Consider the following 22076-nt stretch of genomic DNA (forward strand, 5'->3'; position numbering starts at 1 on the left):
CTGGCGAATAGTAGGTTAATCCTGCAGCAGCCTCGCCTTCGCACGCTTAACTTTTAACTGTTTGATAATCAAACTTAAACTCCAGGATCTGCATCTATGAGGTATACGGTAGCCTTAACCGGCGGCATTGGCAGTGGTAAAAGTACCGTTGCAAATGCGTTCGCTGACCTCGGAATAAACATCATTGATGCAGATATTATTGCGCGCCAGGTGGTTGAACCCGGCACACCCGCCCTTAAGGCGATCGAAGAACATTTTGGTTCCGAGGTTATCGCCGCAGACGGATCGTTGCAGCGGCGCATTTTACGCGAACGCATTTTTTCCGATCCTGATGAGAAAAAATGGTTGAATGCCCTGCTCCATCCGCTTATCCAGCAGGAAACACAGCGTCAGTTTCAGCAAGCGACCTCTCCTTATCTGTTATGGGTCGTCCCCTTGTTGGTAGAAAACGCGCTGTATAAAAAAGCCGATCGCGTACTCGTCGTTGATGTCACCCCTGAGACTCAACTCAGGCGAACCATGCAGCGCGATGACGTCACACGTGAGCATGTTGAACAAATTCTTGCTGCCCAGGCAACGCGTGAAGCGCGGCTGGCCGTGGCAGATGATGTTATTGATAATAATGGCGCACCGGAAGCCATCGCCTCGGATGTCGCCCGCCTGCACGCGCTCTATTTGCAATGCGCGTCGCAGTTTGTCTCACAGGAAAAACCGTAATGCACACCCAGGTCCTTTTTGAACACCCTCTCAATGAGAAGATGCGTACATGGCTGCGCATTGAGTTTTTAATCCAACAGCTCTCCGTTAATTTGCCCATTGCTGACCATGCCGGCGCTCTGCATTTTTTCCGCAATATCGGAGATTTACTGGATGTATTTGAACGCGGCGAAGTCCGTACCGAACTCCTCAAAGAACTGGAGCGACAGCAGCGAAAACTCCAGGCCTGGGTCGAAGTTCCCGGCGTCGATCAAAGCAGAATCGACTCTTTGCGCCAGCAGTTAAAAAGTGCAGGCAGTATTCTGATTTCTGCCCCGCGCATCGGACAAACCCTGCGTGAAGACCGTCTGATTGGCCTTGTTCGTCAGCGTTTAAGTATTCCCGGCGGATGCTGCAGTTTTGATTTGCCGACTTTACATATCTGGCTGCATCTGTCACAGACTCAGCGTGACATACAGGTTGAGACCTGGCTTGCCAGCCTGAACCCGCTCAACCAGGCATTGTCTCTGGTCCTGGATTTAATCCGCAACTCAGCACCGTTTCGTAAGCAAACCAGCCTGAATGGTTTTTACCAGGACAACGGCGATGATGCAGACCTACTGCGTTTACAGTTGCCGCTCGCTTCGCAGCTTTATCCGCAAATATCGGGTCATAAGAGCCGCTTTGCCATTCGCTTTATGCCACTGGATAGCGAGAATGGTCAGGTGCCTGAGCGCCTCGATTTCGATCTGGCGTGCTGTTAAGGAGTTAAGATGTCTGAACAAACTATCGTAAACTGCCCAACCTGCGGTAAAGCAGTCGTGTGGGCAGAAGTCAGTCCGTTTCGTCCATTCTGCAGCAAACGTTGTCAGTTAATCGACCTGGGTGAATGGGCCGCGGAAGAGAAGCGTATCCCAAGCTCCGGCGATCTGTCAGAAAGCGATGACTGGAGCGAAGAGCAGAAGTAATTCAGCGACAACGGCAGGCCGGATAAGCGTTGCGTCCCCGCAATAATTTGCCGGATGCGGCGTTGCCTTATCCGGCCTACAACACCATTAGCCAGCAATCAACTTTTCAATGACCGGCGCATTCGCAGGCGGGAAATCTTCCGCATTCAGAGCATGTTGCGCAATCCACTGCGCCGGTTGCCCCTCTTTTCCCCATGGCTCACCTTCCCAGCTTTCAACCAGCCAGAACCACAGCGTGATATGTCTGTCCGGAAACTGATACTCCAGCTTTTCGAACAATGAGCTTTGAGTCGGCGTAATCCCGACTTCTTCCTGTAGTTCGCGAACCAGTGCCTGCTCCGGCGTTTCGCCCGCTTCTATTTTTCCGCCGGGAAACTCCAGCTTATTTGCCATGTGGGCATCAGCTGCACGCTGAGTGATAAAAATCTCGTTGTGCTTATTACGAATAATTCCAACAGCGATTTGCAGTACTTTCATATTTATCGTCCATAAAAAAGGCGCAGAATTCTGCGCCTTTTCAGTGAGTTATTTTCTTAGCTCAGACGGCCATGGCACTGTTTGTATTTTTTACCGGAACCGCAAGGACACGGATCGTTACGACCCACTTTACGATCGCCAGTTTGTGCCGCCAGCTCTTCTGCCGCAGCAGAATCATCACCTTTATGGCTCAGTTGCTGCATCTGCGCTAAACGCTCAGCATCTTCGCGACGCTGCTGCTCCATTGCTTCGACTTCTTCAGGCATACGCACCTGAACTTTGCTCAGGGTGCTGATCACTTCGTACTTCAGTGATTCCAGCATTGATGCAAACATAGAGAAGGATTCGCGTTTATATTCCTGCTTCGGATCTTTTTGCGCATAACCACGCAGGTGGATACCCTGACGCAGATAGTCCATCGCCGCAAGGTGCTCTTTCCACAAGGAGTCGAGAGTTTGCAGCATCACGCCTTTTTCGAAGTGACGCATCATCTCTGCGCCCACAACGTCTTCTTTACGCTGATAAACTTCTACGGCGTTTGCCAGAATACGTTCGCGCAGCGTTTCTTCGTGCAGCTCAGGCTCTTTATCCAGCCACTCTGAAATCGGCATTTCCAGATCGAAGTCGTTTTTCAGACGTTCCTGCAGACCCGGGATATCCCACATTTCTTCCAGAGACTGCGGCGGAATATAGGCATCAATCGTTGCTTTGAAGACATCTTCACGGATGCTGTTGATGGTCTCGCTAACGTCAGATACGTCCAGCAGTTCGTTACGCTGGGTGTAGATTGCGCGACGCTGGTCGTTGGCGACATCATCATATTCCAGCAATTGCTTACGAATGTCGAAGTTGCGGCTTTCTACTTTACGCTGCGCGTTAGCAATCGCTTTGGTTACCCATGGATGTTCAATCGCTTCACCTGGCTTCATACCCAATTTACGCATCATGCCAGACACGCGGTCGGAGGCAAAAATACGCATCAGCGCATCTTCCATCGACAGGTAGAAACGAGAAGAACCCGCATCCCCCTGACGACCGGAACGGCCACGCAGCTGGTTATCGATACGGCGAGATTCATGACGTTCGGTACCAATGATGTGCAAACCACCGGAGGCCAACACCGCGTCGTGACGCACCTGCCAGTCAGCTTTAATCTGTGCGATTTGTTCTTCTGTCGGATTTTCCAGCTCGGCGACTTCTGCCTGCCAGCTACCGCCCAGCACGATATCCGTACCACGACCCGCCATGTTAGTGGCAATGGTCACGGCTGAAGGATAGCCCGCCTGTGCGACGATTGCTGCTTCGTTAGCGTGGAACTTGGCGTTCAGCACGTTATGCTTGATACCTGCTTTGGTCAGTTCGTTAGAGACCACTTCAGATTTCTCAATGGAGATAGTCCCCACCAGCACCGGCTGACCATTCGCGGTACGCTCTTTAATATCTTCGATAATGGCCTGAATTTTTTCCGCTTCGGTCATGTACACCAGATCCGGCAAATCCTTACGGATCATCGGACGGTTGGTCGGCACCACTACGGTATCCAGTTTGTAGATAGAGCTGAATTCGAACGCTTCGGTATCTGCTGTACCGGTCATACCGGCCAGTTTTTCGTACAAGCGGAAGTAGTTCTGGAAGGTGATAGAAGCCAGCGTCTGGTTTTCGTTCTGGATTTCTACGCCTTCTTTGGCTTCAACAGCCTGGTGCAGGCCGTCGGACCAGCGACGCCCCTGCATGGTACGTCCGGTGTGTTCGTCGACGATGATAACTTCGCCGTCTTTCACAATGTAGTCTACATCACGGGTGAACAGCACATGTGCACGCAGTGCAGCAGTCACGTGATGCATCAGCATAATGTTGCCCGGAGAGTACAACGACTCGCCTTCATCCATAATGCCTTCTTTCACCAGCAGTTCTTCAATCAGAACCAGACCACGTTCGGTAAGGTTAACCTGGCGCGATTTCTCATCGACAGAGAAATGGCCTTCGCCCTGGAATGTGTCAGAATCTTCCTTCTCCTGACGGATCAGGTTTGGAATGATTTTGTTCACTTTCTTGTACATTTCCGAGCTATCTTCAGCCGGGCCGGAAATGATCAGCGGAGTACGTGCTTCATCGATCAGGATGGAGTCGACTTCATCGACCAGCGCATAATGCAGTTTACGCTGAACGCGCTCTTCCGGGCTAAACGCCATGTTGTCGCGCAGGTAGTCAAAGCCGTATTCGTTGTTGGTACCGTAAGTGATGTCAGCATTGTAAGCTTCACGCTTGGCCGGAGCCGGCAGACCTGACATGTTGATACCTACGGTCATACCGAGGAACTCAAACAGTGGGCGGTTATTTTCGGCGTCACGCTGAGCCAGATAGTCGTTCACGGTAACGACGTGTACACCTTTCCCGCTTAATGCGTTCAGGTAGGCTGGCAACGTTGCGGTCAGTGTTTTACCTTCACCGGTACGCATTTCTGCGATACAGCGATCGTTGAGGACCATACCACCCAGCAGCTGAACGTCGAAGTGACGCATACCGAACACACGCTTACTCGCTTCACGGACTACCGCAAATGCTTCCGGGATCAGGCTTTCCACGCTGGCACCTTTTTCCAGACGGGCGCGGAATTCAGCGGTCTTCGCTTTCAGCTCATCATCGGAGAGTTTTTCCATCTCCGGTTCCATCGCGTTGATGACGTTGACCACTTTGCGCATACGACGCAGCGTACGTTCGTTACGGCTACCGAATACTTTCGTTAATAATTTGATTAGCATAATAAAATCTCAAACGCCCCGCGGTGCGGAGTCAAAAATTATAAGTTGGAAGGTTCTTTTTTAGCTGAGGCGTTGAGGACCAGCGCGGATACCCTGCTGCTGGCTTATCCAGACAGGAATACTAAACGCGGCCTGAGAAGTGAAATGGGCATATGTCACGCGACTTACTGTCGCCGGCGGTCTGCCTTCCTGCGTCAGCATCGCGCTAAGCGTATTCAGTAACGCAAGATGGTGCGCCTGGATTGGCAACGGCTCTTCGGCAACGGGCAGCGCCTGAGGGGCCATAGCAAAAGAAAGATGGCGTATAACCGTACGAATGGCATGTTGATGCCAATAATCAACAGTAAAATTCGGGCGACGGTTAGTGGCTTCCAGCAAAGCAAGCTGGTTAAAGTTAACTTTAGCGCCTTGATCGTGATTGCTGGCGGTCGCCTTCGCGGGGGTATTAGGTTCAGCAGCATTACCGATCGCGGGCAGGCCAAAACTTGCCGCGACCATCCCTAATAAGAGATGCGGCCAGAAGTACCGTCTGCCTAACTGTCGCCAGCGCGTCAGTATTCCACTCACGTTATTGCCACCTGATCTACCCTGCGTTTGGGGTTATAAATGCAAAACCATTTTTTGCGCACAAATATTACCATTAATGCGTTCGCACCACAGCAGTAATGACGCAAGTCGCGGGTAAATATGCTTAAGAAAGCAGCGATCGCTCAGTATTTTAATCTGACAGCGGGAAAAAAGCCGCATCGAAAAAGACGGTGAGCTATTGGAGGATAAAAAAAACGACTGGCTCACCTGGCCGGAGAGAGTGCCAGATTGACCAGTCGAATTTATACGACAGATATACACTTCATCCTTCAAGCTGCCTCTTTGTTGGCTGCCTTCTCTCACCCCAGTCACGTACTGGTCGTACGTTCCTGAGGATTCGCTCAGTTGCCGCCTTGATGCAACTTGAATGATTTTGTGTATAGTTATTATGCCAGTACAGTCGAAGGCGCTTTGAACGCCAGCGGCAGTTCTGCGTCGTCCTGGAAGGTCACATATTCCCAGGCTTCCTGTTTTGCCAGGACCGCCTGCAACAGTTTGTTATTCAATGCATGACCGGATTTATACGCGGTAAATGCACCAATAATGTTGTGACCACACATGAACAAGTCACCGATCGCGTCGAGCATTTTGTGACGAACGAATTCATCTTCAAAACGCAGGCCGTCTTCGTTCAGTACGCGATAATCGTCAACAACGATGGCACAATCGAAGCTGCCGCCCAGGCACAGGCCGCGGGACTGCAGATATTCGATATCACGCATGAAGCCGAAAGTACGCGCACGGCTGATCTGACGCATGAACGCATCAGCAGAGAAGTTCATCGCATAGCGCTGGGTGCTGGAGTCGATCGCCGGATGGTTAAAGTCGATGGTGAAATCCAACGTAAAACCATTATACGGCTTAAACTCAGCCCACTTGTCGCCATCTTCGACGCGAACGGTCTCTTTGATGCGGACAAATTTCTTCGCACTGTTCAGTTCTTCAATACCTGCATCAAGCAGCAAGTAAACGAACGGAGCAGCACTACCATCCATGATCGGGATTTCCGGGGCATTAACCTCAATAACGATGTTATCGATACCTAAGCCCGCCAGAGCAGCATTAAGATGCTCAACGGTTGAAATCCGCACATCATGCTCGTTGACCAGACACGTACAGAGCATGGTATCACGCACAGATTTGGCATCGGCCGGGAAATCTACCGGAGGATTCAAGTCGGTGCGACGATAGATGACCCCGGTGTTGGCCGGCGCAGGGCGTAATGTCAGGGTGACTTTTTTGCCGGTATGTAAACCGACGCCAGTCGCCTGAACGATACGTTTAAGAGTCCTTTGTTTGATCATCGTATAATCTCGCCAAATTACCTATCCAACCGAAGTGTACTATACATTCGGTGGGCCAGTTTAGCACAAAGAGCCACAATCCCCAAATTCCAGCTAATTCTTAATCAGCTTGCTTACGCAGGAATGCAGGGATATCCAGATAATCCGGCTCTTTAGTGGTCTGCGGCGTATTGTCGTTAACCACCTTCGCTACCGGTTTTTGCTCTTGCGTCAACGGCGCCATACCGTGCTGCTGGTAACGATCCATTACCGGCTGCTGAACCTGCTTGTTGGTCACCAGAGTGATTTCAGGACGCTTGTCCATACCAATTCCAGTGGCAACAACGGTAACGCGCAGTTCGTCGTTCATATCCGGGTCCAGAGAAGTACCGATAACCACAGTCGCGTTATCCGATGCAAATGCACGAATCGTGTTACCTACGGTTTCGAACTCATCCAGACGCAGGTCGAAGCCCGCAGTAATGTTGACCAGCACGCCACGCGCGCCGGACAGATCGATATCTTCCAGCAGAGGTGAAGAGATAGCCATTTCAGCCGCTTCTTCAGCGCGATCTTCACCGCTCGCCACGCCAGAACCCATCATCGCATAGCCCATTTCGGACATCACGGTGCGCACGTCGGCAAAGTCGACGTTCATCAGGCCCGGACGGGTAATCAGTTCAGCGATACCCTGGACTGCGCCTTTCAGCACATCATTCGCTGCGCCAAACGCATCCAGCAGGGAGATACCGCGACCCAGCACTTTCAGCAGTTTGTCGTTCGGAATAGTAATTAGAGAGTCCACATGTTTGGACAGCTCGGTGATACCCTGCTCCGCGAATGCCATACGCTTCTTGCCTTCAAAGTTGAAAGGCTTAGTCACGACAGCAACGGTCAGAATACCTAAATCTTTTGCTACTTCAGCAACCACTGGCGCTGCACCGGTCCCGGTCCCGCCGCCCATGCCTGCTGCGATGAACACCATGTCTGCGCCGTCAAGCGCTGCACGCAGAGCTTCACGGTCTTCGTCTGCCGCATTGCGACCGACTTCCGGGTTTGCACCCGCGCCCAGACCCTTGGTGATGCCGCTACCAATCTGAATGGTCTGTCCAACCGCCGTTTTACGCAACGCCTGAGCGTCGGTATTCACCGCGAAGAATTCAACACCTTCGATGCGCTCGCGCACCATGTGTTCAACGGCATTACCGCCGCCGCCGCCGACGCCGATGACTTTAATCACCGCGTCATTGGTCAGTTCCATAGGTTCAAACATAGTTTCTCTCTCCGTTTTACACTTTATCCTTCAAGCCGCCTCTTTGTTGGCTGCCTTCACTCACTCCCGTCACATAGTAAACTATGTTCCAGGAGATTCGCTCGGTTGCCGTCGCGATGCAACTTGAATGACGTTGTGTATGTGCCTGTCGCCTGAGGCCGTAATTATTGCCGGCCTCATAAAAATTAAAACTCTTTTCGCAGCCAACTATTGAGTCGTTTAATCCACGAGCCAACTGATGCCGTTACACGTTTTTCAACTTCAGCTTCACCACTTAAATGGGATTCTTTCCCGTAATGAAGCAACCCCACTGCCGTTGAATAATACGGCTCCTGGGCATAATCTGTCAGACCGGTAATATTGAGCGGCGCACCAATACGCACCTGCGTATGAAACACGCGCTGAGCGCAAGCCGCAAGACCTTCAATTTGCGCAGCACCACCGGTTAACACAATCCCCGCCGCCAGATGATGTTTCACACCCTGCTGGCGAAGTTGTTCCTGTAATTGCAAAATTTCTTCGTTGACCAGGTTAAGCAGCTCGGTATAACGCGGCTCAATGACCTCAGCCAGAGTCTGACGTTGCAGACTGCGTGGCGGACGACCACCGACGCTTGGCACTTCAACGCTCTCATCTTTACCAACGATAGAACCCAGCGCACAACCATGACGCACTTTGATGGCTTCAGCATCGCTCGGCGGCGTACCAAAGGCATACGCGATATCGCTGGTGACCACATTCCCTGCATAAGGGATTACTTTGGTATGGCGCAACGCCCCGCCAGTATAAACGGCGATGTCCATTGTACCACCACCAATATCGACCACGCAGACACCCAGCTCACGTTCGTCTTCCGTTAACACGGAATAACTGGCTGCCAACCCGGCAAATATCAGTTGGTCAACTTTCAGGCCACAGCGTTCAACGGCTTTGACGATGTTCTTCGCCATGTCGTTGTGGCAGGTAATCAGATGTACTTTTGCCTGCATACGCACGCCGGAAAGACCGACCGGATTTTTAATGCCTTCCTGGTAGTCAATGGCGTATTCCTGTGGAATAACGTGCAGTACACGATGTTCATCGCGCACACGTACGGATTTTGCCGTATGCACAACATTTTCCACATCTTCCTGGGTCACTTCCTCTTCGGAAATGGGCACCATACCAATTTCATTCTGACAGCTAATATGTTTACCTGAAAGCGCCAGATACACTGAGGAAATCTGGCAATCTGCCATCAGTTCAGCCTGGTCAATGGCGCGCTGTACGCATTTCACCACTGACTCAAGGTCATTCACCCCACCTTTATCCATACCTCGCGATGGGCAACTGCCCACGCCAATGATATTGACCATACCGTCGGGCAGAACTTCCCCTACTAAAGCGGCTACCTTCGCGGTGCCAATCTCCAGTCCAACTACCAGTTTTCTGTCCGTCGCCTTGATCATTGTTGTTCTGCCTGTGCCTGATTCTGTTGCTGATTAGATTCCTCAGGAGGCAAGGGAACCCAGCCTACTGCCGCTCCTGAGTCATAACGCAAATCAACGTAGCTAATCCGTTTGCCATCGGTTTGCGCCTGCTGCTGTAAAACCGGGTAGAGTTCCACAAAGCGAGCCAAACGTTTTATCGTATCGCCCCTGCCCAGATTGAGCTTAATATCGTTATTAAGCGTTAACTGCCAGGAACGACGAGCGGTCATCGCCGCTTCCTTCAGGGTGAATCTATCCTTAGCCAGCACCTGCCCCATATCGCGGAACCCTTGCAACACTTCACTCGCGCTGCCTTCCGGGCCATACAACATGGGTAATACCTGCTTATTGGCCCGACCGGTTGGGACGCTGAACGTATTGCCATCGGCATCCACCATATGTTGGTCATTCCAACGCGCTATTGGCACATATTCAACCAGATGAATCTTCAATTCATCAGGCCACTGCTTTCTGACGCTCGCCTGCTTAATCCAGGGAAGGCGTTCAATCTGACTCTGAATGATGTTTACATCCTGAGTCATAAAGGTACCCGGAGCGCCCAGCGCCAGAATGGACTGACGAATATCGTCATTGCGCGTGTAATGTCGCTCACCGGTCAATACCAGCTTCGACAATGGCAAACGCTGCGCATCTTCCATCCATCCCAACACGACCCAGCCGCTGACAAACACGGTGCACAGCACTGTCAGCAGAAACAGAATTCCTGCAAGACGCGTTCCATTATTGCGGCGTGAGGAGGCTACCTCTTCTTCATCACCGTTTCGCGTGTTCAGCGCAGCCTGCGACATATCAGTCCGCCAACGCCAGAATTCGAACCACCAACTGCGAGAAGCTCAGGCCCGCCTGACGCGCCGCCATCGGCACCAGGCTGTGGCTGGTCATACCCGGAGAGGTATTCGCTTCCAGCAGATAAAACTGGCCATCGCTGTCCAGCATGACGTCAATACGGCCCCAGCCTTTACAGCCCAATGCGTTCCACGCATTCAGGACTAACGCCTGTAATTCGGCCTCCTGGCCAACTTCCAGACCTGCAGGGCAGAAATATTGTGTCTCATCAGACAGATACTTCGCCTCATAATCATAGAAGGTTCCCGCGGGTTGGATACGTATTGACGGTAAAATTTCTTCGCCGAGTATCGCAACTGTGAATTCTGGCCCACTGAGCCATTTTTCAATCAGTACTTCTTCATCATGCTGAAAAGCCAATGCTAATGCAGTTTGCAAAGCATTTTCTTCTTCAACTTTTGACATCCCGACGCTGGAACCTTCACGGCTTGGCTTCACAATCAACGGCAAGCCTAACGCAGAAACTCTCGTAACCACTTCATCGCTAAGTCCTTTTTCAAACTCAGCACGGGTCAATGCCACCCATGGCGCAACGGGCAATCCAGCCCCCTGCCACAGCAGCTTGCTGCGCAGCTTGTCCATTGAGATAGCCGATGCCATAACGCCGCTACCGGTATACGGCAGGCCGATCTGCTCCAGCATGCCCTGCAACGTACCATCTTCACCGCCGCGACCGTGCAGAGCAATAAACACCTTCTGAAAACCCATTGATTTCAGAAGAGTGACATCAACCTCTTTCGGGTCAACCGGATGGGCATCTACACCACCTTCACGCAACCCGGCGAGTACAGCCGCGCCAGAATTCAGCGACACTTCTCGTTCTGCGGAGGTGCCCCCTAACAGGACCGCGATTTTATCAGCCATGTTGTTCCTCCTCCGGGTTTTGCGGCTTCAGTTTGATTTCAGCTAAGGAACGTGCGATTTTGCCGATATTTCCAGCACCTTGCACCAAAATCAGATCGTTGCCGGTTAATACCGGTGCCAGCATTTCCGCTACCTGGGCCGGATCGGACACCAGAATAGGATCGATCTTACCGCGACCACGAATGGTACGGCACAGCGAGCGGCTATCTGCACCCGGAATCGCGGCTTCGCCCGCGGCATACACGTCCAGCATCAGCAGCGCATCAACCTGTGTCAGCACATTGGCAAAGTCGTCGTACAAATCGCGCGTACGCGTGAAGCGGTGCGGCTGGAACAGCATCACCAAATTTTTGTCCGGCCAACCTGCGCGTGCGGCTTTGATCGTGGCGTCCACTTCCGTTGGGTGATGGCCATAGTCATCGACCAGCATCGCAGTTCCGGCTTTCCCGTTCACCGGCTCAAGCGGGAACTCGCCGAGGAAGTCAAAACGACGCCCGGTCCCCTGGAAACTTTCCAGCGCGCGTAAAATAGCCTCGTCTTCAATGCCTTCTTCTGTTGCAACTGCCACCGCCGCCGCCGCGTTCAGCGCATTGTGGCGGCCCGGCGCGTTTAACGTAACGCGTAAATCAGCCATCCCCTGGCGCAGCAGCGTAAAGTGCCCTTGTGGGCCGATCTGTTGATAATCTTCCACGCGAACGTCAGCATCATCGCTGAAACCATAGGTCGTGGTCTGACGGCCAACTCGCGGTAACAGCTCGCGAATAACCGGATCGTCAACGCACATCACCGCACGACCATAAAACGGCAAGTTATGCAGGAAATTAATAAACGTCTGCTTTAAATTTTCGAAGTCGCCATGGTAGGTATCCATATGGTCAGCTTCGATATTGGTGACAATCGCCACCATCGGCTGCAAATGCAGGAACGACGCGTCGCTCTCATCCGCTTCGGCAATCAAATAACGGCTATGCCCCAGACGCGCATGGACGCCTGCTGCTTTCACCAAACCGCCGTTGACGAAAGTCGGATCCAGACCCGCTTCCGCATAGATGCTGGAGACCATCGCCGTGGTCGTGGTTTTACCGTGGGTCCCGGCAATGGCGATACCGTGACGAAAACGCATCAACTCTGCCAGCATCTCCGCACGGCGGATCACCGGGATACGCGCTTCATGGGCCGCAACAATTTCCGGGTTATCCGCAGAAATAGCGCTGGACACCACCACCACGCTCGCATCACACACGTTTTCCGGGCGATGGTTGAAGAAAATCGTGGCGCCCAGATTCGTCAACTGCTGAGTCACCGGATTCGGCGCCAGGTCAGAACCGCTGATCTGATAACCTTCGTTGGCCAAAACTTCGGCAATACCGCCCATACCAGCACCACCGATGCCGACAAAGTGAATGTGCCGAACGCGACGCATTTCGGGCACTATGGAACGCAGTTTTGCCAGTTGTTGTGTATTCATTCTTTAGCCATTAACTTCTTAGTTCATGCGATGCAAAAGGCATCACCACAATTACGCCCGGGCAGCCCGGCTCACTTCATTAGCAACACGCTCTGTGGCATCCGATATGGATGCGGCGCGCGCACGTTCTGCCATGGTTAATAAGGTTTCTCGCGACCACCCGGAAAGGGTGTTAGCGACGGCATCCACAGTAAACTGCGGCTGCTCAAGAATTTTGGCGGCGCCCGCTTTCTCCAGCGGCAGCGCATTCCAGTACTGCTGTCGGTCTTTGTGCTGGAAAGGCACAAACAGCGCAGGCAAACCTGCGGCAGCAATTTCACTTACCGTCAGCGCACCTGAGCGACAAACTACGACATCCGCCCACGCGTAGGCTGCCGCCATATCATCAATAAATTCAGTGACCTTGTGTTGCGGTTGTCCCGCATCGGCATAAGCCTGCTCAACGGTTTGCTGCGCGCCTTTACCGCTCTGATGCCAGATAGTCACTGCGTCGCCAAGTTTAGCGGCGACCTGCGGCATCGTCTGGTTCAGCACGCGCGCGCCCTGCGAACCTCCGACAACAAGCACGCGCACCGGACCTTCACGCCCAGCCAAACGTTCTTCGGGTAACGGCAGTGCAAGGACATCAGTACGCACTGGATTCCCCACCACGTCCGCATTCGGGAAAGCACCAGGGAAGGCCTGCATCACCTTCGTCGCGATCTTCGCCAACCATTTGTTGGTTAATCCCGCAATACCGTTCTGCTCATGCAGAACTACCGGAATGCCTAATGACCAGGCCGCCAGACCGCCAGGGCCGGACACGTAGCCGCCCATACCCAGCACCACATCAGGCTTAAACTGCTTCATGATGGCGCGCGCCTGACGCCAGGCATTAAAAATACGCACGGGGGAGGCAAGCAGCGCGTTAACACCTTTGCCACGCAAACCGGAGATGCAAATAAAGTCAATTTCAATGCCGTGTTTCGGCACTAAGTCCGCTTCCATACGATCGGCGGTGCCCAGCCAACGAACCTGCCAGCCCTGGGCCATTAAATGGTGCGCAACCGCCAGCCCCGGGAAGACATGTCCACCGGTACCGCCCGCCATCACCATTAACCGCTTCGGTTGACCACTCATCGTGCACCTCGTGTAAACGCCTGGGCTTTTTCCAGACGCGTTTCATAATCAATACGTAACAAAAACATGATGGCTGTCGACATGATCAACAAACTTGAACCACCATAACTGATCAACGGCAACGTCAGACCTTTCGTTGGCAGCATACCCGCCGCCGCGCCGACGTTTACCAGCGCCTGGAAGCTAAACCAAATCCCGATGGAGCAGGCTAAGAAACCTGAAAAACGGTGGTCAATTTCCAGCGCCTTACGACCAATCGACATCGCGCGAAAAGCGACGAAGAATACCATTAAAAGAGCGAGTACCACACCGATATAACCCAGCTCCTCCCCAATAATGGCGAAGATAAAGTCGGTGTGCGCTTCCGGCAAATACTCCAGTTTTTGGACTGAATTACCCAATCCCTGGCCCCACACTTCACCGCGACCAAAAGCCATCAGAGACTGTGTCAGCTGATAGCCGCTGCCAAACGGATCTTCCCACGGGTTCCAGAAGGAAGTTACGCGGCGAATACGATACGGCTCGGCAAGGATCAGCAGTACGACCGCCGAAATCCCCATGCCGATGATGGCGATGAATTGCCACAATTTGGCGCCAGCCAAAAATAGCATCGCCAACGTGGTAACAAACAGCACCACCACCGTACCGAGGTCAGGCTGCGCCAGCAGTAAAATAGCCAGCACCAGGATCACGCCCATCGGTTTTAAGAAGCCGCGCAGGTTGTTACGCACCTCATCCACTTTACGCACCAGATAATTGGCGAGATAACAGAACAGCGACAGCTTGGTAAATTCCGCAGGCTGAATACGCAGCGGGCCCAACGCAATCCAGCGCGACGCCCCGTTAACGGAGCTACCCACCACCAGTACGATCAGCAGCATGATGATTGAGGCTATCAGCATCGTCGTACTGTACTTTTGCCAGAACTCCATCGGCAGACGCAGCGTCACCATCGCCAGACAGAACGCCAGGAAGATATACAGCGCATCACGTTTGGCGAACAGGAACGGATCGCCCGCCAGGCGTTGCCCTACAGGCATCGATGCTGATGTCACCATCACAAAACCAATCGCTGCCAGACCAAAGGTCAGCCACAGCAGCATGCGGTCATACATGATCAGGCTGTCGGCGTCTTTATCACGCGAAGCCATCACCCAGCCTTTAAGTGCCGCGAAGATCCACGCCAGGACACCCAGTCCCGGTACGCGCGGCATTTTCAGACGAGGGAGAGATAAGCGCATCAACCCAACTCCTTCGCCAAACGGGTGAAGACGTCACCACGTTGCTCAAAGTTCTTGAACTGGTCAAGGCTGGCGCAGGCTGGCGACAGCAGCACCATATCGCCCGGCTTCACGCGCGGCGCAAGCAGACGCATCGCCTGTTCCATGGTTTCTGTTTGTTCCGCAACATCAGGTCGCAGAGCGGCGAGTTGCGCGCCATCGCGGCCAAAGCAGTACAGACGAATATTGTTGCCGCTCAGGTAACGTTGCAGCGGCATAAAATCAGCGGATTTTCCGTCGCCGCCCAGCAGCAGGTGCAGCGTGCCGTCAACGTGCAGGCCATTCAGCGCGGCTTCGGTACTGCCCACGTTGGTGGCTTTCGAATCGTTAATCCAGCGTACGCCGTTATGGTTCAGCACCAACTGAAAACGGTGCGCCAGACCGGTAAAGGTGGTCAGTGCTTTCAGGCTCGACGCCCGTGGCAGACCCGCAGCATCCGCCAGCGCCAGCGCTGCCAGGGCGTTGGTATAGTTATGCTGGCCGGTAAGCGTCATCTCTTTCACGTTGAGGACTTTTTCACCCTTCACCCGCAGCCAGGTTTCACCTTGCTGACGATTGAGATGATAGTCACCCATGTTGATGCCAAAGCTCACGCAGCGCTCATCCGCCCCGCGAATCGGCATGGTCAGCGCATCATCAGCATTAACCACACACACTTTCGCATTCTCATAGACACGCAGTTTGGCCGCACGGTACTGCTGCAGTCCAAACGGATAACGGTCCATATGATCTTCAGTGACGTTCAAAATGGTGGCCGCGACAGCCCGTAAGCTGGAGGTTGTCTCCAGTTGGAAGCTGGACAGTTCCAGAACATACAGTTCGCGTTCGTCATCCAGCAGCATCAGCGCAGGCAGGCCAATATTACCGCCAACGCCGACGTTTACTCCGGCCGCTTTCGCCATTTCGCCAACCAGCGTCGTGACGGTGCTTTTACCGTTGGACCCGGTGATCGCGACGATCGGCGCCTGTGCTTCGCGACAAAACAGCTCAATGTCGCCAACAATTTCAATCCCTGCATCAGCAGCGGCGCTCAACGAAGGATGCGCCAGGGCAATACCAGGGCTGGCGACGATGAGATCGGCAGCCAGCAGCCAGTCATCATTCAGGCTGCCAACATGACGCTCAACCGCTTCCGGTAATTTATCCAGGCCAGGCGGCGTCGCACGGGTATCCATCACGCGCGGCGTCACGCCACGCGCCAGAAAGAAATCCACGCAGGACAGCCCGGTCAATCCCAGACCGATAATGACGACTTTTTTACCCTGGTAATCAGCCATGATTAACGTACCTTCAGCGTTGCCAGGCCAATCAGCACCAGCATCAGCGAAATAATCCAGAAGCGCACAATAACGCGCGGTTCCGGCCAGCCCTTCAGTTCATAGTGATGGTGAATCGGCGCCATACGGAAGATGCGCTGTCCGCGCAGCTTAAAGGAGCCCACCTGCAGAATGACCGACAGCGTTTCTACAACAAATACGCCGCCCATGATCACTAACAGGAACTCCTGACGCAGCAGTACGGCAATAATGCCCAGCGCGCCACCCAGTGCCAGTGAACCGACGTCGCCCATAAAGACCTGCGCCGGATAGGTGTTAAACCACAGGAAGCCTAAACCTGCGCCGACAATCGCCGTACAGACAATCACCAATTCGCCAGCGTGGCGTAAATAAGGAATGTGCAGATAGTTAGCAAAGTTCATGTTACCGGTCGCCCATGCCACCAGCGCAAAACCGGCGGCCACAAACACGGTCGGCATAATCGCCAGTCCATCCAGGCCGTCGGTAAGGTTTACCGCATTCCCGGTACCGACAATCACGAAGTACGCCAGCAGCACGTAGAACAGCCCCAGTTGCGGCATCACGTCTTTAAAGAACGGCACCACCAGCTCGGTCGCCGGAGTGTCTTTACCGGCCAGATACAGCGCAAACGCGACCCCTAATGCAATGACCGACATCCAGAAGTACTTCCAGCGGGCAATCAGGCCCTTGGTATCTTTGCGCACCACTTTGCGGTAGTCATCGACAAAACCGATAATGCCGTAGCCAATCAATACCACCAGCACGCACCATACGTACGGGTTCGACGGATATGCCCACAGCAGTACGGAGATAACTATCGCGGTGAGGATCATGATCCCACCCATGGTTGGCGTACCGCGTTTACTGAAGTGCGATTCCGGACCGTCGTTACGTACGACCTGTCCAAAGGACATTTTTTGTAAGCGGGCGATCATGCGCGGGCCCATCCACAAAGAGATGAACAGCGCGGTCAGCAGGCTGACGATGGCGCGAAACGTCAGATAGGAAAAGACGTTAAAGCCGGAATAATATTTGACCAAATGTTCGGCCAGCCAAACTAACATGTCCCATTCTCCTGTAATGCGCGTACTACCTCTTCCATGGCGGCACTACGTGAACCCTTCACTAAAATCGTCATGATCTGATGTTCTGCAATCAGCGCTTTAAGATGCGCGGTCAGCGCGGTTTTATCCGCAAAATGCTCACCAACGCCGCTGGCATGGCTAATTGCCTGACTCAGTTTCCCTGTACTCAGCACACGGTCGATACCCGCCGCCTTCGCAGCGATACCCACCTGCACGTGGCAGGCTTCGCTTTCCGCGCCAAGCTCTGCCATATCGCCAACCACCAACACGCGGTAGCCAGGCATTTCAGACAGCACCTGTACCGCTGCGGTCATTGAGCCGACGTTAGCGTTATAGGAGTCGTCCAGCAGCAGCTGATTTTCCGCGAGTTGAATCGGAAACAGACGTCCCGGAACCGCTTGCAAATCTTTCAGACCCGCTTTGATCGCCTCTGGCGTCGCGCCTACCGCCATAGCGAGCGCAGCCGCTGCCAGGGCGTTAGCAATGTTGTGGCGACCCGGCAGCGGTAGCAGAACATCAATGCTTCCGGTTGGGGTTTGCAGCGTAAACTCCGTGCCGTGTGAGGTCACATGTACGTTGGCCGCCGAAAAGTCGCTGTTAGCCGCATTCGGCGAAAAACGCCAGACTTTGCGATCGCCGATGATGCTTTGCCAGTTCAGCCAGTCGTTGTTGTCGGCATTCATAATGGCGATACCGTTCGCTGACAGGCCGGTAAAAATCTCACCTTTTGCCTTCGCAACGCCCGCCAGAGAGCCGAAGCCTTCCAGATGTGCGGCGGCCAGGTTGTTCACCAGCGCCGCTTCCGGGCGCGTCAACCCAACGGTCCAGGCGATTTCACCCTGATGATTGGCGCCAAGTTCAATCACGGCATAGTCATAATCGTTGTTTAAGCGCAGCAGCGTCATCGGTACGCCGATGTCGTTATTCAGGTTGCCCGCGGTATATAACGTGTTGCCACACTGGCTCAGAATGGAGGCCGTCATCTCTTTAACAGAGGTTTTACCGGATGAGCCGGTCAGCGCGACAACGCGCGCCGGCACCTGAGCGCGTACCCACGCCGCCAGTTCACCAAACGCCAGGCGCGTATCTTTCACAATCAGCTGCGGCAGGTCGGTGTCCAACGGGCGGCTGACCAACAGCGCACCCGCCCCGCTCTCTTGTGCTTTGTCTGCAAAATCATGGGCGTCAAAGCGTTCGCCTTTCAGCGCCACAAACAGGCAGCCTGGCGTCACTTTACGCGTATCGGTTGTCACCGCATCAAGGGCCAGATCGGCCCCTTTCAGTTCGCCACGGAGGATCTCCGCCAGTTGGCTGAGCGTTACGCTAATCATGCGATAACCCCCAGCAGACGTGCTGCCGTCACGCGATCGGAGTAGTCGAGACGGTGTGCACCGACAATCTGGTAATCTTCATGGCCTTTGCCAGCGACCAGCACCACGTCATTTTCTTTTGCCTGCATGATGGCGCTAGTGACCGCTTCAGCACGGCCTTCCATTACTTTGGCCTGCCCGGCATCCAGCATCCCCGCCAGAATGTCATTGATAATGGCGCGAGGCTCTTCGGTGCGCGGGTTGTCATCCGTAACCACAACGACATCGGCAAACTGCTCGGCAATGGCGCCCATCAACGGACGTTTACCTTTGTCGCGATCGCCGCCGCAGCCAAAGACGCACCACAGCTTGCCGGTGCAATGCAGACGGGCCGCCTGCAGCGCTTTTTCCAGTGCATCCGGCGTATGGGCGTAATCAACTACCACGGTGGTTTTGCCCGGCGCGCTGAACACTTCCATGCGCCCGCAAACCGGCTGCAGTCGTGCCGCCGTTTTCAGTAAATCAGCTAACGGATATCCCAACGCCAACAGTGTGGCCAGCGCCAGCAGCAAATTGCTGACGTTAAACGCCCCCATCAGGCGGCTTTCAATTTCGCCGTCGCCCCATGAGGAAGCAAATCGAATCGTCGCGCCGCTATCGTGATAATCCACGTCAATCGCTTTTAACCAACGACCGTGACAGTTCGGGTTAATGTGGTCTTCCATTGATACGGCAACCGCATCGGGAAGTTTAGCCAGCCAGCGACGACCGACTTCATCATCCGCATTAACAATGGCCTGCCCGCAATGGTGCGTGGAATACAGCAGCCATTTCGCGGCTTCGTAATGTTCCATGTCGCCGTGGTAGTCGAGATGGTCACGGCTTAAGTTAGTAAATACTGATGCGGCAAACTTCAGCGCCGCCACGCGATGCTGAACCAGACCGTGTGAAGAGACTTCCATCGCGCCAACCGTTGCGCCCTGCGCAACCAGCCCCGCCAGCACATGCTGGACATCAACGGCTGAACCGGTGGTATTTTCCGTCGGGATCACTTTGCCCAGCAGGCCATTGCCTACTGTTCCCATCACCGCGCTGGTTTCGCCAAGCAGTTGGCTCCACTGTGCCAGCAGTTGGGTGGTGGTGGTTTTACCGTTCGTTCCGGTCACGCCGACCAGACGCATTTTTTCAGAAGGCTCGTGGTAAAAACGGCCCGCCAGTGCAGATAAGCGTTCGTTAAGCTGGCTCAGATAGATAACCGGTATACCGTGCATTTCGCGGATTTCACCGTCAGCAGCTTCATCTTTTGCTTCTGCAATAATGGCAGCCACACCTTGCGCTATCGCCTGCGGGATATATCGACGCCCGTCCGCCTGATGACCCAATACTGCGACAAAGAGATCGCCCGATGCAGCCACACGGCTGTCGAGTGTCATCTCTCGCAGTGCTCGCTCCGGTGCACCCGGCACCCATGGAGCAAGAAGGTCGCGCAAATTACGATCTGCCACCTGTTGCCTCGCCTTGATTATTCACAAATTCATTTTTATCGCCCGTTGTCAGCGCATCCGGCTCGATGTTCATGGTGCGCAAAACGCCGCCCATGATGGCACCAAAGACCGGCGCGGAAACGGCGCCACCGTAATATTTACCCGCCTGCGGATCGTTGATAACAACAACCAGCGCGAAGCGCGGCTGACTCGCAGGCGCAACACCTGCGGTATAAGCAATGTATTTATTGATGTAGCGGCCATCTGGCCCGACTTTTTTCGCCGTACCGGTTTTAATGGCGATGCGATAGCCTTTAATCGCCGCCTTCACGCCGCCGCCACCAGGCAGCGCCACGCTTTCCATCATGTGCACCACGGTGCGTACGGTCGCTTCCGGGAAGATACGCTCGCCCGGAACAGGAGGGTCAACTTTGGTAATCGACAGCGGGCGATAAACGCCATAGCTGCCGATCGTTGCGTAGACTCGCGCTAACTGTAACGGCGTTACCATTAGCCCATAGCCGAAAGAGAAGGTGGCCCTCTCTATGTCAGACCACCGTTGTTTTTGAGGATATAAGCCACTGCGTTCTCCGACCAACCCCAAATTGGTCGCTTTTCCCAGCCCAAAACGTGAGTAAGTATCTACTAACGCTGAGGACGGCATCGCTAACGCCAGCTTGGAAACACCGACGTTACTCGACTTCTGCAAAACCCCGGTAAGGGTCAATTCGCTATAACGCGCCACGTCTTTAATTTCGTGGCCATTAATTCGGTAAGGAATGGTGTTAAGTACGGTATTTTCACGTACCACGCCACGCTGCAGCGCGGTCATCACCACCATCGGTTTAACGGTAGAACCCGGCTCAAACACGTCGGTAATGGTACGGTTACGCATCGCGTCTTTCGGCGTACCGGTGAGATTGTTCGGGTTGTAAGACGGACTGTTGGCCATTGCCAGCACTTCACCGGTGTTCACATCCACCAGCACCGCACTGCCTGACTCAGCCTTGTTAAACGCCACGGCGTTATTCAGTTCACGGTAGACCAGCGCCTGTAAACGCTCATCGATACTCAGCGCCAGGTTGTGCGCCGCCTGGCTGTCGGTAGAGGAGATATCTTCAATGACGCGGCCATAGCGGTCTTTACGTACAATACGTTCACCCGGTTGTCCGGTGAGCCATTTATCGAAGCTCTTCTCAACGCCTTCAATCCCCTGGCTGTCGACGTTGGTAAAACCGATGAGGTGAGCGGTCACTTCTCCGGAAGGATAGTAACGGCGGGACTCTTCACGCAGGTGAATCCCTGGCAGCTTCAGTTTTTTGATGTAGTCAGCCATGTCAGGGTTTACCTGACGCGCCAGATAGATAAAGCGCCCTTTCGGGTTGGCGTTAATGCGGGAAGCCAGTTGATCGAGCGGGAGGTTCAGCGCCGTCGACAGCGCTCTCCAGCGCTCGCCAACGCTCACGCCGCCTGCGTCATGCACCTCTTTCGGGTCGGCCCAAATCGCCTTCACCGGAACGCTCACCGCCAGTGGACGACCAGAGCGGTCGGTAATCATCCCGCGCGAGGTGGACACTTCCTGGACGCGCAGAGAGCGCATGTCGCCCTGACGTACCAGCATGTCCGGCGCGATGATTTGCAGCCAGGCAACGCGCCCCAGCAGAAAACCCAGTGCCAGCAAAATACAACCGCACAGTAACGCAAAACGCCAACTGATAAAGTTGGCTTGTTCTTCCTGGCGTTTTGGTTTGTGCGTTTTTGCCGCTGCTTTCATGCGTCGCGTTT

19 protein-coding genes are annotated in these 22076 nt (G+C 53.9%); 3 read left to right on the plus strand and 16 right to left on the minus strand.

Going from position 1 to position 22076, the window contains the following annotated elements:
* Positions 1-96 precede the first annotated feature (96 nt).
* From coaE to yacG, 3 genes are read left to right on the plus strand one after another with little or no spacing between them, the layout of a single operon-like run.
* Positions 97-717, plus strand: coding sequence for a dephospho-CoA kinase (gene coaE, locus G8S19_RS18495; RefSeq protein ID WP_124021856.1), 621 nt, complete (start codon positions 97-99; stop codon positions 715-717).
* Positions 717-1460 carry a cell division protein ZapD gene (zapD, locus tag G8S19_RS18500; RefSeq protein WP_124021855.1) on the plus strand — a complete coding sequence of 248 codons (744 nt, stop codon included), beginning with the start codon at positions 717-719 and terminating at the stop codon, positions 1458-1460. Before coaE ends, zapD begins: the two co-directional genes overlap by 1 nt.
* 9 nt (positions 1461-1469) lie before the next feature.
* Positions 1470-1664 carry a DNA gyrase inhibitor YacG gene (gene yacG, locus G8S19_RS18505; protein WP_005124648.1) on the plus strand — a complete coding sequence of 65 codons (195 nt, stop codon included), beginning with the start codon at positions 1470-1472 and terminating at the stop codon, positions 1662-1664.
* 87 nt (positions 1665-1751) lie between these two features.
* On the opposite strand, the gene mutT is transcribed toward yacG, so the two are convergent.
* From mutT to ftsI, 16 genes are all read right to left on the minus strand, one after another.
* Positions 1752-2141, minus strand: a complete 390-nt coding sequence (mutT, locus tag G8S19_RS18510; RefSeq protein WP_124021854.1) for an 8-oxo-dGTP diphosphatase MutT — start codon at positions 2139-2141, stop codon at positions 1752-1754.
* Positions 2142-2197: 56 nt separating this feature from the next.
* The gene (gene secA, locus G8S19_RS18515; protein ID WP_199970166.1) at positions 2198-4903 is read right to left on the minus strand and encodes a preprotein translocase subunit SecA; all 2706 of its coding nucleotides are present in this window, start codon (positions 4901-4903) and stop codon (positions 2198-2200) included.
* 60 nt (positions 4904-4963) lie between these two features.
* The gene (gene secM, locus G8S19_RS18520; RefSeq protein ID WP_116360675.1) at positions 4964-5470 is read right to left on the minus strand and encodes a secA translation cis-regulator SecM; all 507 of its coding nucleotides are present in this window, start codon (positions 5468-5470) and stop codon (positions 4964-4966) included.
* 407 nt (positions 5471-5877) lie between these two features.
* A complete protein-coding gene (gene lpxC / locus G8S19_RS18525; RefSeq protein WP_048212691.1) occupies positions 5878-6795 on the minus strand; it encodes a UDP-3-O-acyl-N-acetylglucosamine deacetylase in 918 nt (305 codons plus the stop codon).
* Positions 6796-6895: 100 nt separating this feature from the next.
* Complete coding sequence (gene ftsZ / locus G8S19_RS18530; protein ID WP_003018753.1) at positions 6896-8047, minus strand: cell division protein FtsZ; 1152 nt, start codon at positions 8045-8047, stop codon at positions 6896-6898.
* Positions 8048-8232: 185 nt separating this feature from the next.
* A complete protein-coding gene (ftsA, locus tag G8S19_RS18535) occupies positions 8233-9495 on the minus strand; it encodes a cell division protein FtsA (RefSeq protein WP_003018755.1) in 1263 nt (420 codons plus the stop codon).
* On the minus strand, positions 9492-10325 hold the full coding sequence (gene ftsQ / locus G8S19_RS18540) for a cell division protein FtsQ (protein WP_101741386.1): 834 nt from the start codon (positions 10323-10325) through the stop codon (positions 9492-9494). Before ftsQ ends, ftsA begins: the two co-directional genes overlap by 4 nt.
* A 1-nt stretch (position 10326) precedes the next feature.
* Complete coding sequence (locus tag G8S19_RS18545; protein ID WP_121584201.1) at positions 10327-11247, minus strand: D-alanine--D-alanine ligase; 921 nt, start codon at positions 11245-11247, stop codon at positions 10327-10329.
* On the minus strand, positions 11240-12715 hold the full coding sequence (gene murC, locus G8S19_RS18550; protein ID WP_253685663.1) for a UDP-N-acetylmuramate--L-alanine ligase: 1476 nt from the start codon (positions 12713-12715) through the stop codon (positions 11240-11242). The genes G8S19_RS18545 and murC overlap by 8 nt, the downstream gene beginning before the upstream one ends.
* A gap of 51 nt (positions 12716-12766) precedes the next feature.
* Positions 12767-13834 carry an undecaprenyldiphospho-muramoylpentapeptide beta-N-acetylglucosaminyltransferase gene (murG, locus tag G8S19_RS18555; RefSeq protein ID WP_253685665.1) on the minus strand — a complete coding sequence of 356 codons (1068 nt, stop codon included), beginning with the start codon at positions 13832-13834 and terminating at the stop codon, positions 12767-12769.
* Positions 13831-15075 (minus strand): cell division protein FtsW, encoded by a 1245-nt coding sequence (gene ftsW / locus G8S19_RS18560; RefSeq protein ID WP_115600969.1) that lies wholly within the window; start codon positions 15073-15075, stop codon positions 13831-13833. Before ftsW ends, murG begins: the two co-directional genes overlap by 4 nt.
* On the minus strand, positions 15075-16391 hold the full coding sequence (gene murD / locus G8S19_RS18565) for a UDP-N-acetylmuramoyl-L-alanine--D-glutamate ligase (RefSeq protein ID WP_253685667.1): 1317 nt from the start codon (positions 16389-16391) through the stop codon (positions 15075-15077). Before murD ends, ftsW begins: the two co-directional genes overlap by 1 nt.
* A gap of 2 nt (positions 16392-16393) precedes the next feature.
* A complete protein-coding gene (mraY, locus tag G8S19_RS18570) occupies positions 16394-17476 on the minus strand; it encodes a phospho-N-acetylmuramoyl-pentapeptide-transferase (protein ID WP_003018774.1) in 1083 nt (360 codons plus the stop codon).
* Positions 17470-18828: a UDP-N-acetylmuramoyl-tripeptide--D-alanyl-D-alanine ligase gene (murF, locus tag G8S19_RS18575; RefSeq protein ID WP_137345796.1), complete on the minus strand. Its 1359-nt coding sequence runs from the start codon at positions 18826-18828 to the stop codon at positions 17470-17472. Before murF ends, mraY begins: the two co-directional genes overlap by 7 nt.
* Positions 18825-20312 (minus strand): UDP-N-acetylmuramoyl-L-alanyl-D-glutamate--2,6-diaminopimelate ligase, encoded by a 1488-nt coding sequence (murE, locus tag G8S19_RS18580; protein ID WP_199970160.1) that lies wholly within the window; start codon positions 20310-20312, stop codon positions 18825-18827. The genes murF and murE overlap by 4 nt, the downstream gene beginning before the upstream one ends.
* Positions 20299-22065 (minus strand): peptidoglycan glycosyltransferase FtsI, encoded by a 1767-nt coding sequence (gene ftsI / locus G8S19_RS18585; RefSeq protein WP_003018783.1) that lies wholly within the window; start codon positions 22063-22065, stop codon positions 20299-20301. The genes murE and ftsI overlap by 14 nt, the downstream gene beginning before the upstream one ends.
* Positions 22066-22076: the final 11 nt, after the last annotated feature.

It is taken from the genome of Citrobacter sp. SX206 (genome assembly GCF_024181025.1).
GTDB lineage: Bacteria > Pseudomonadota > Gammaproteobacteria > Enterobacterales > Enterobacteriaceae > Citrobacter > Citrobacter youngae.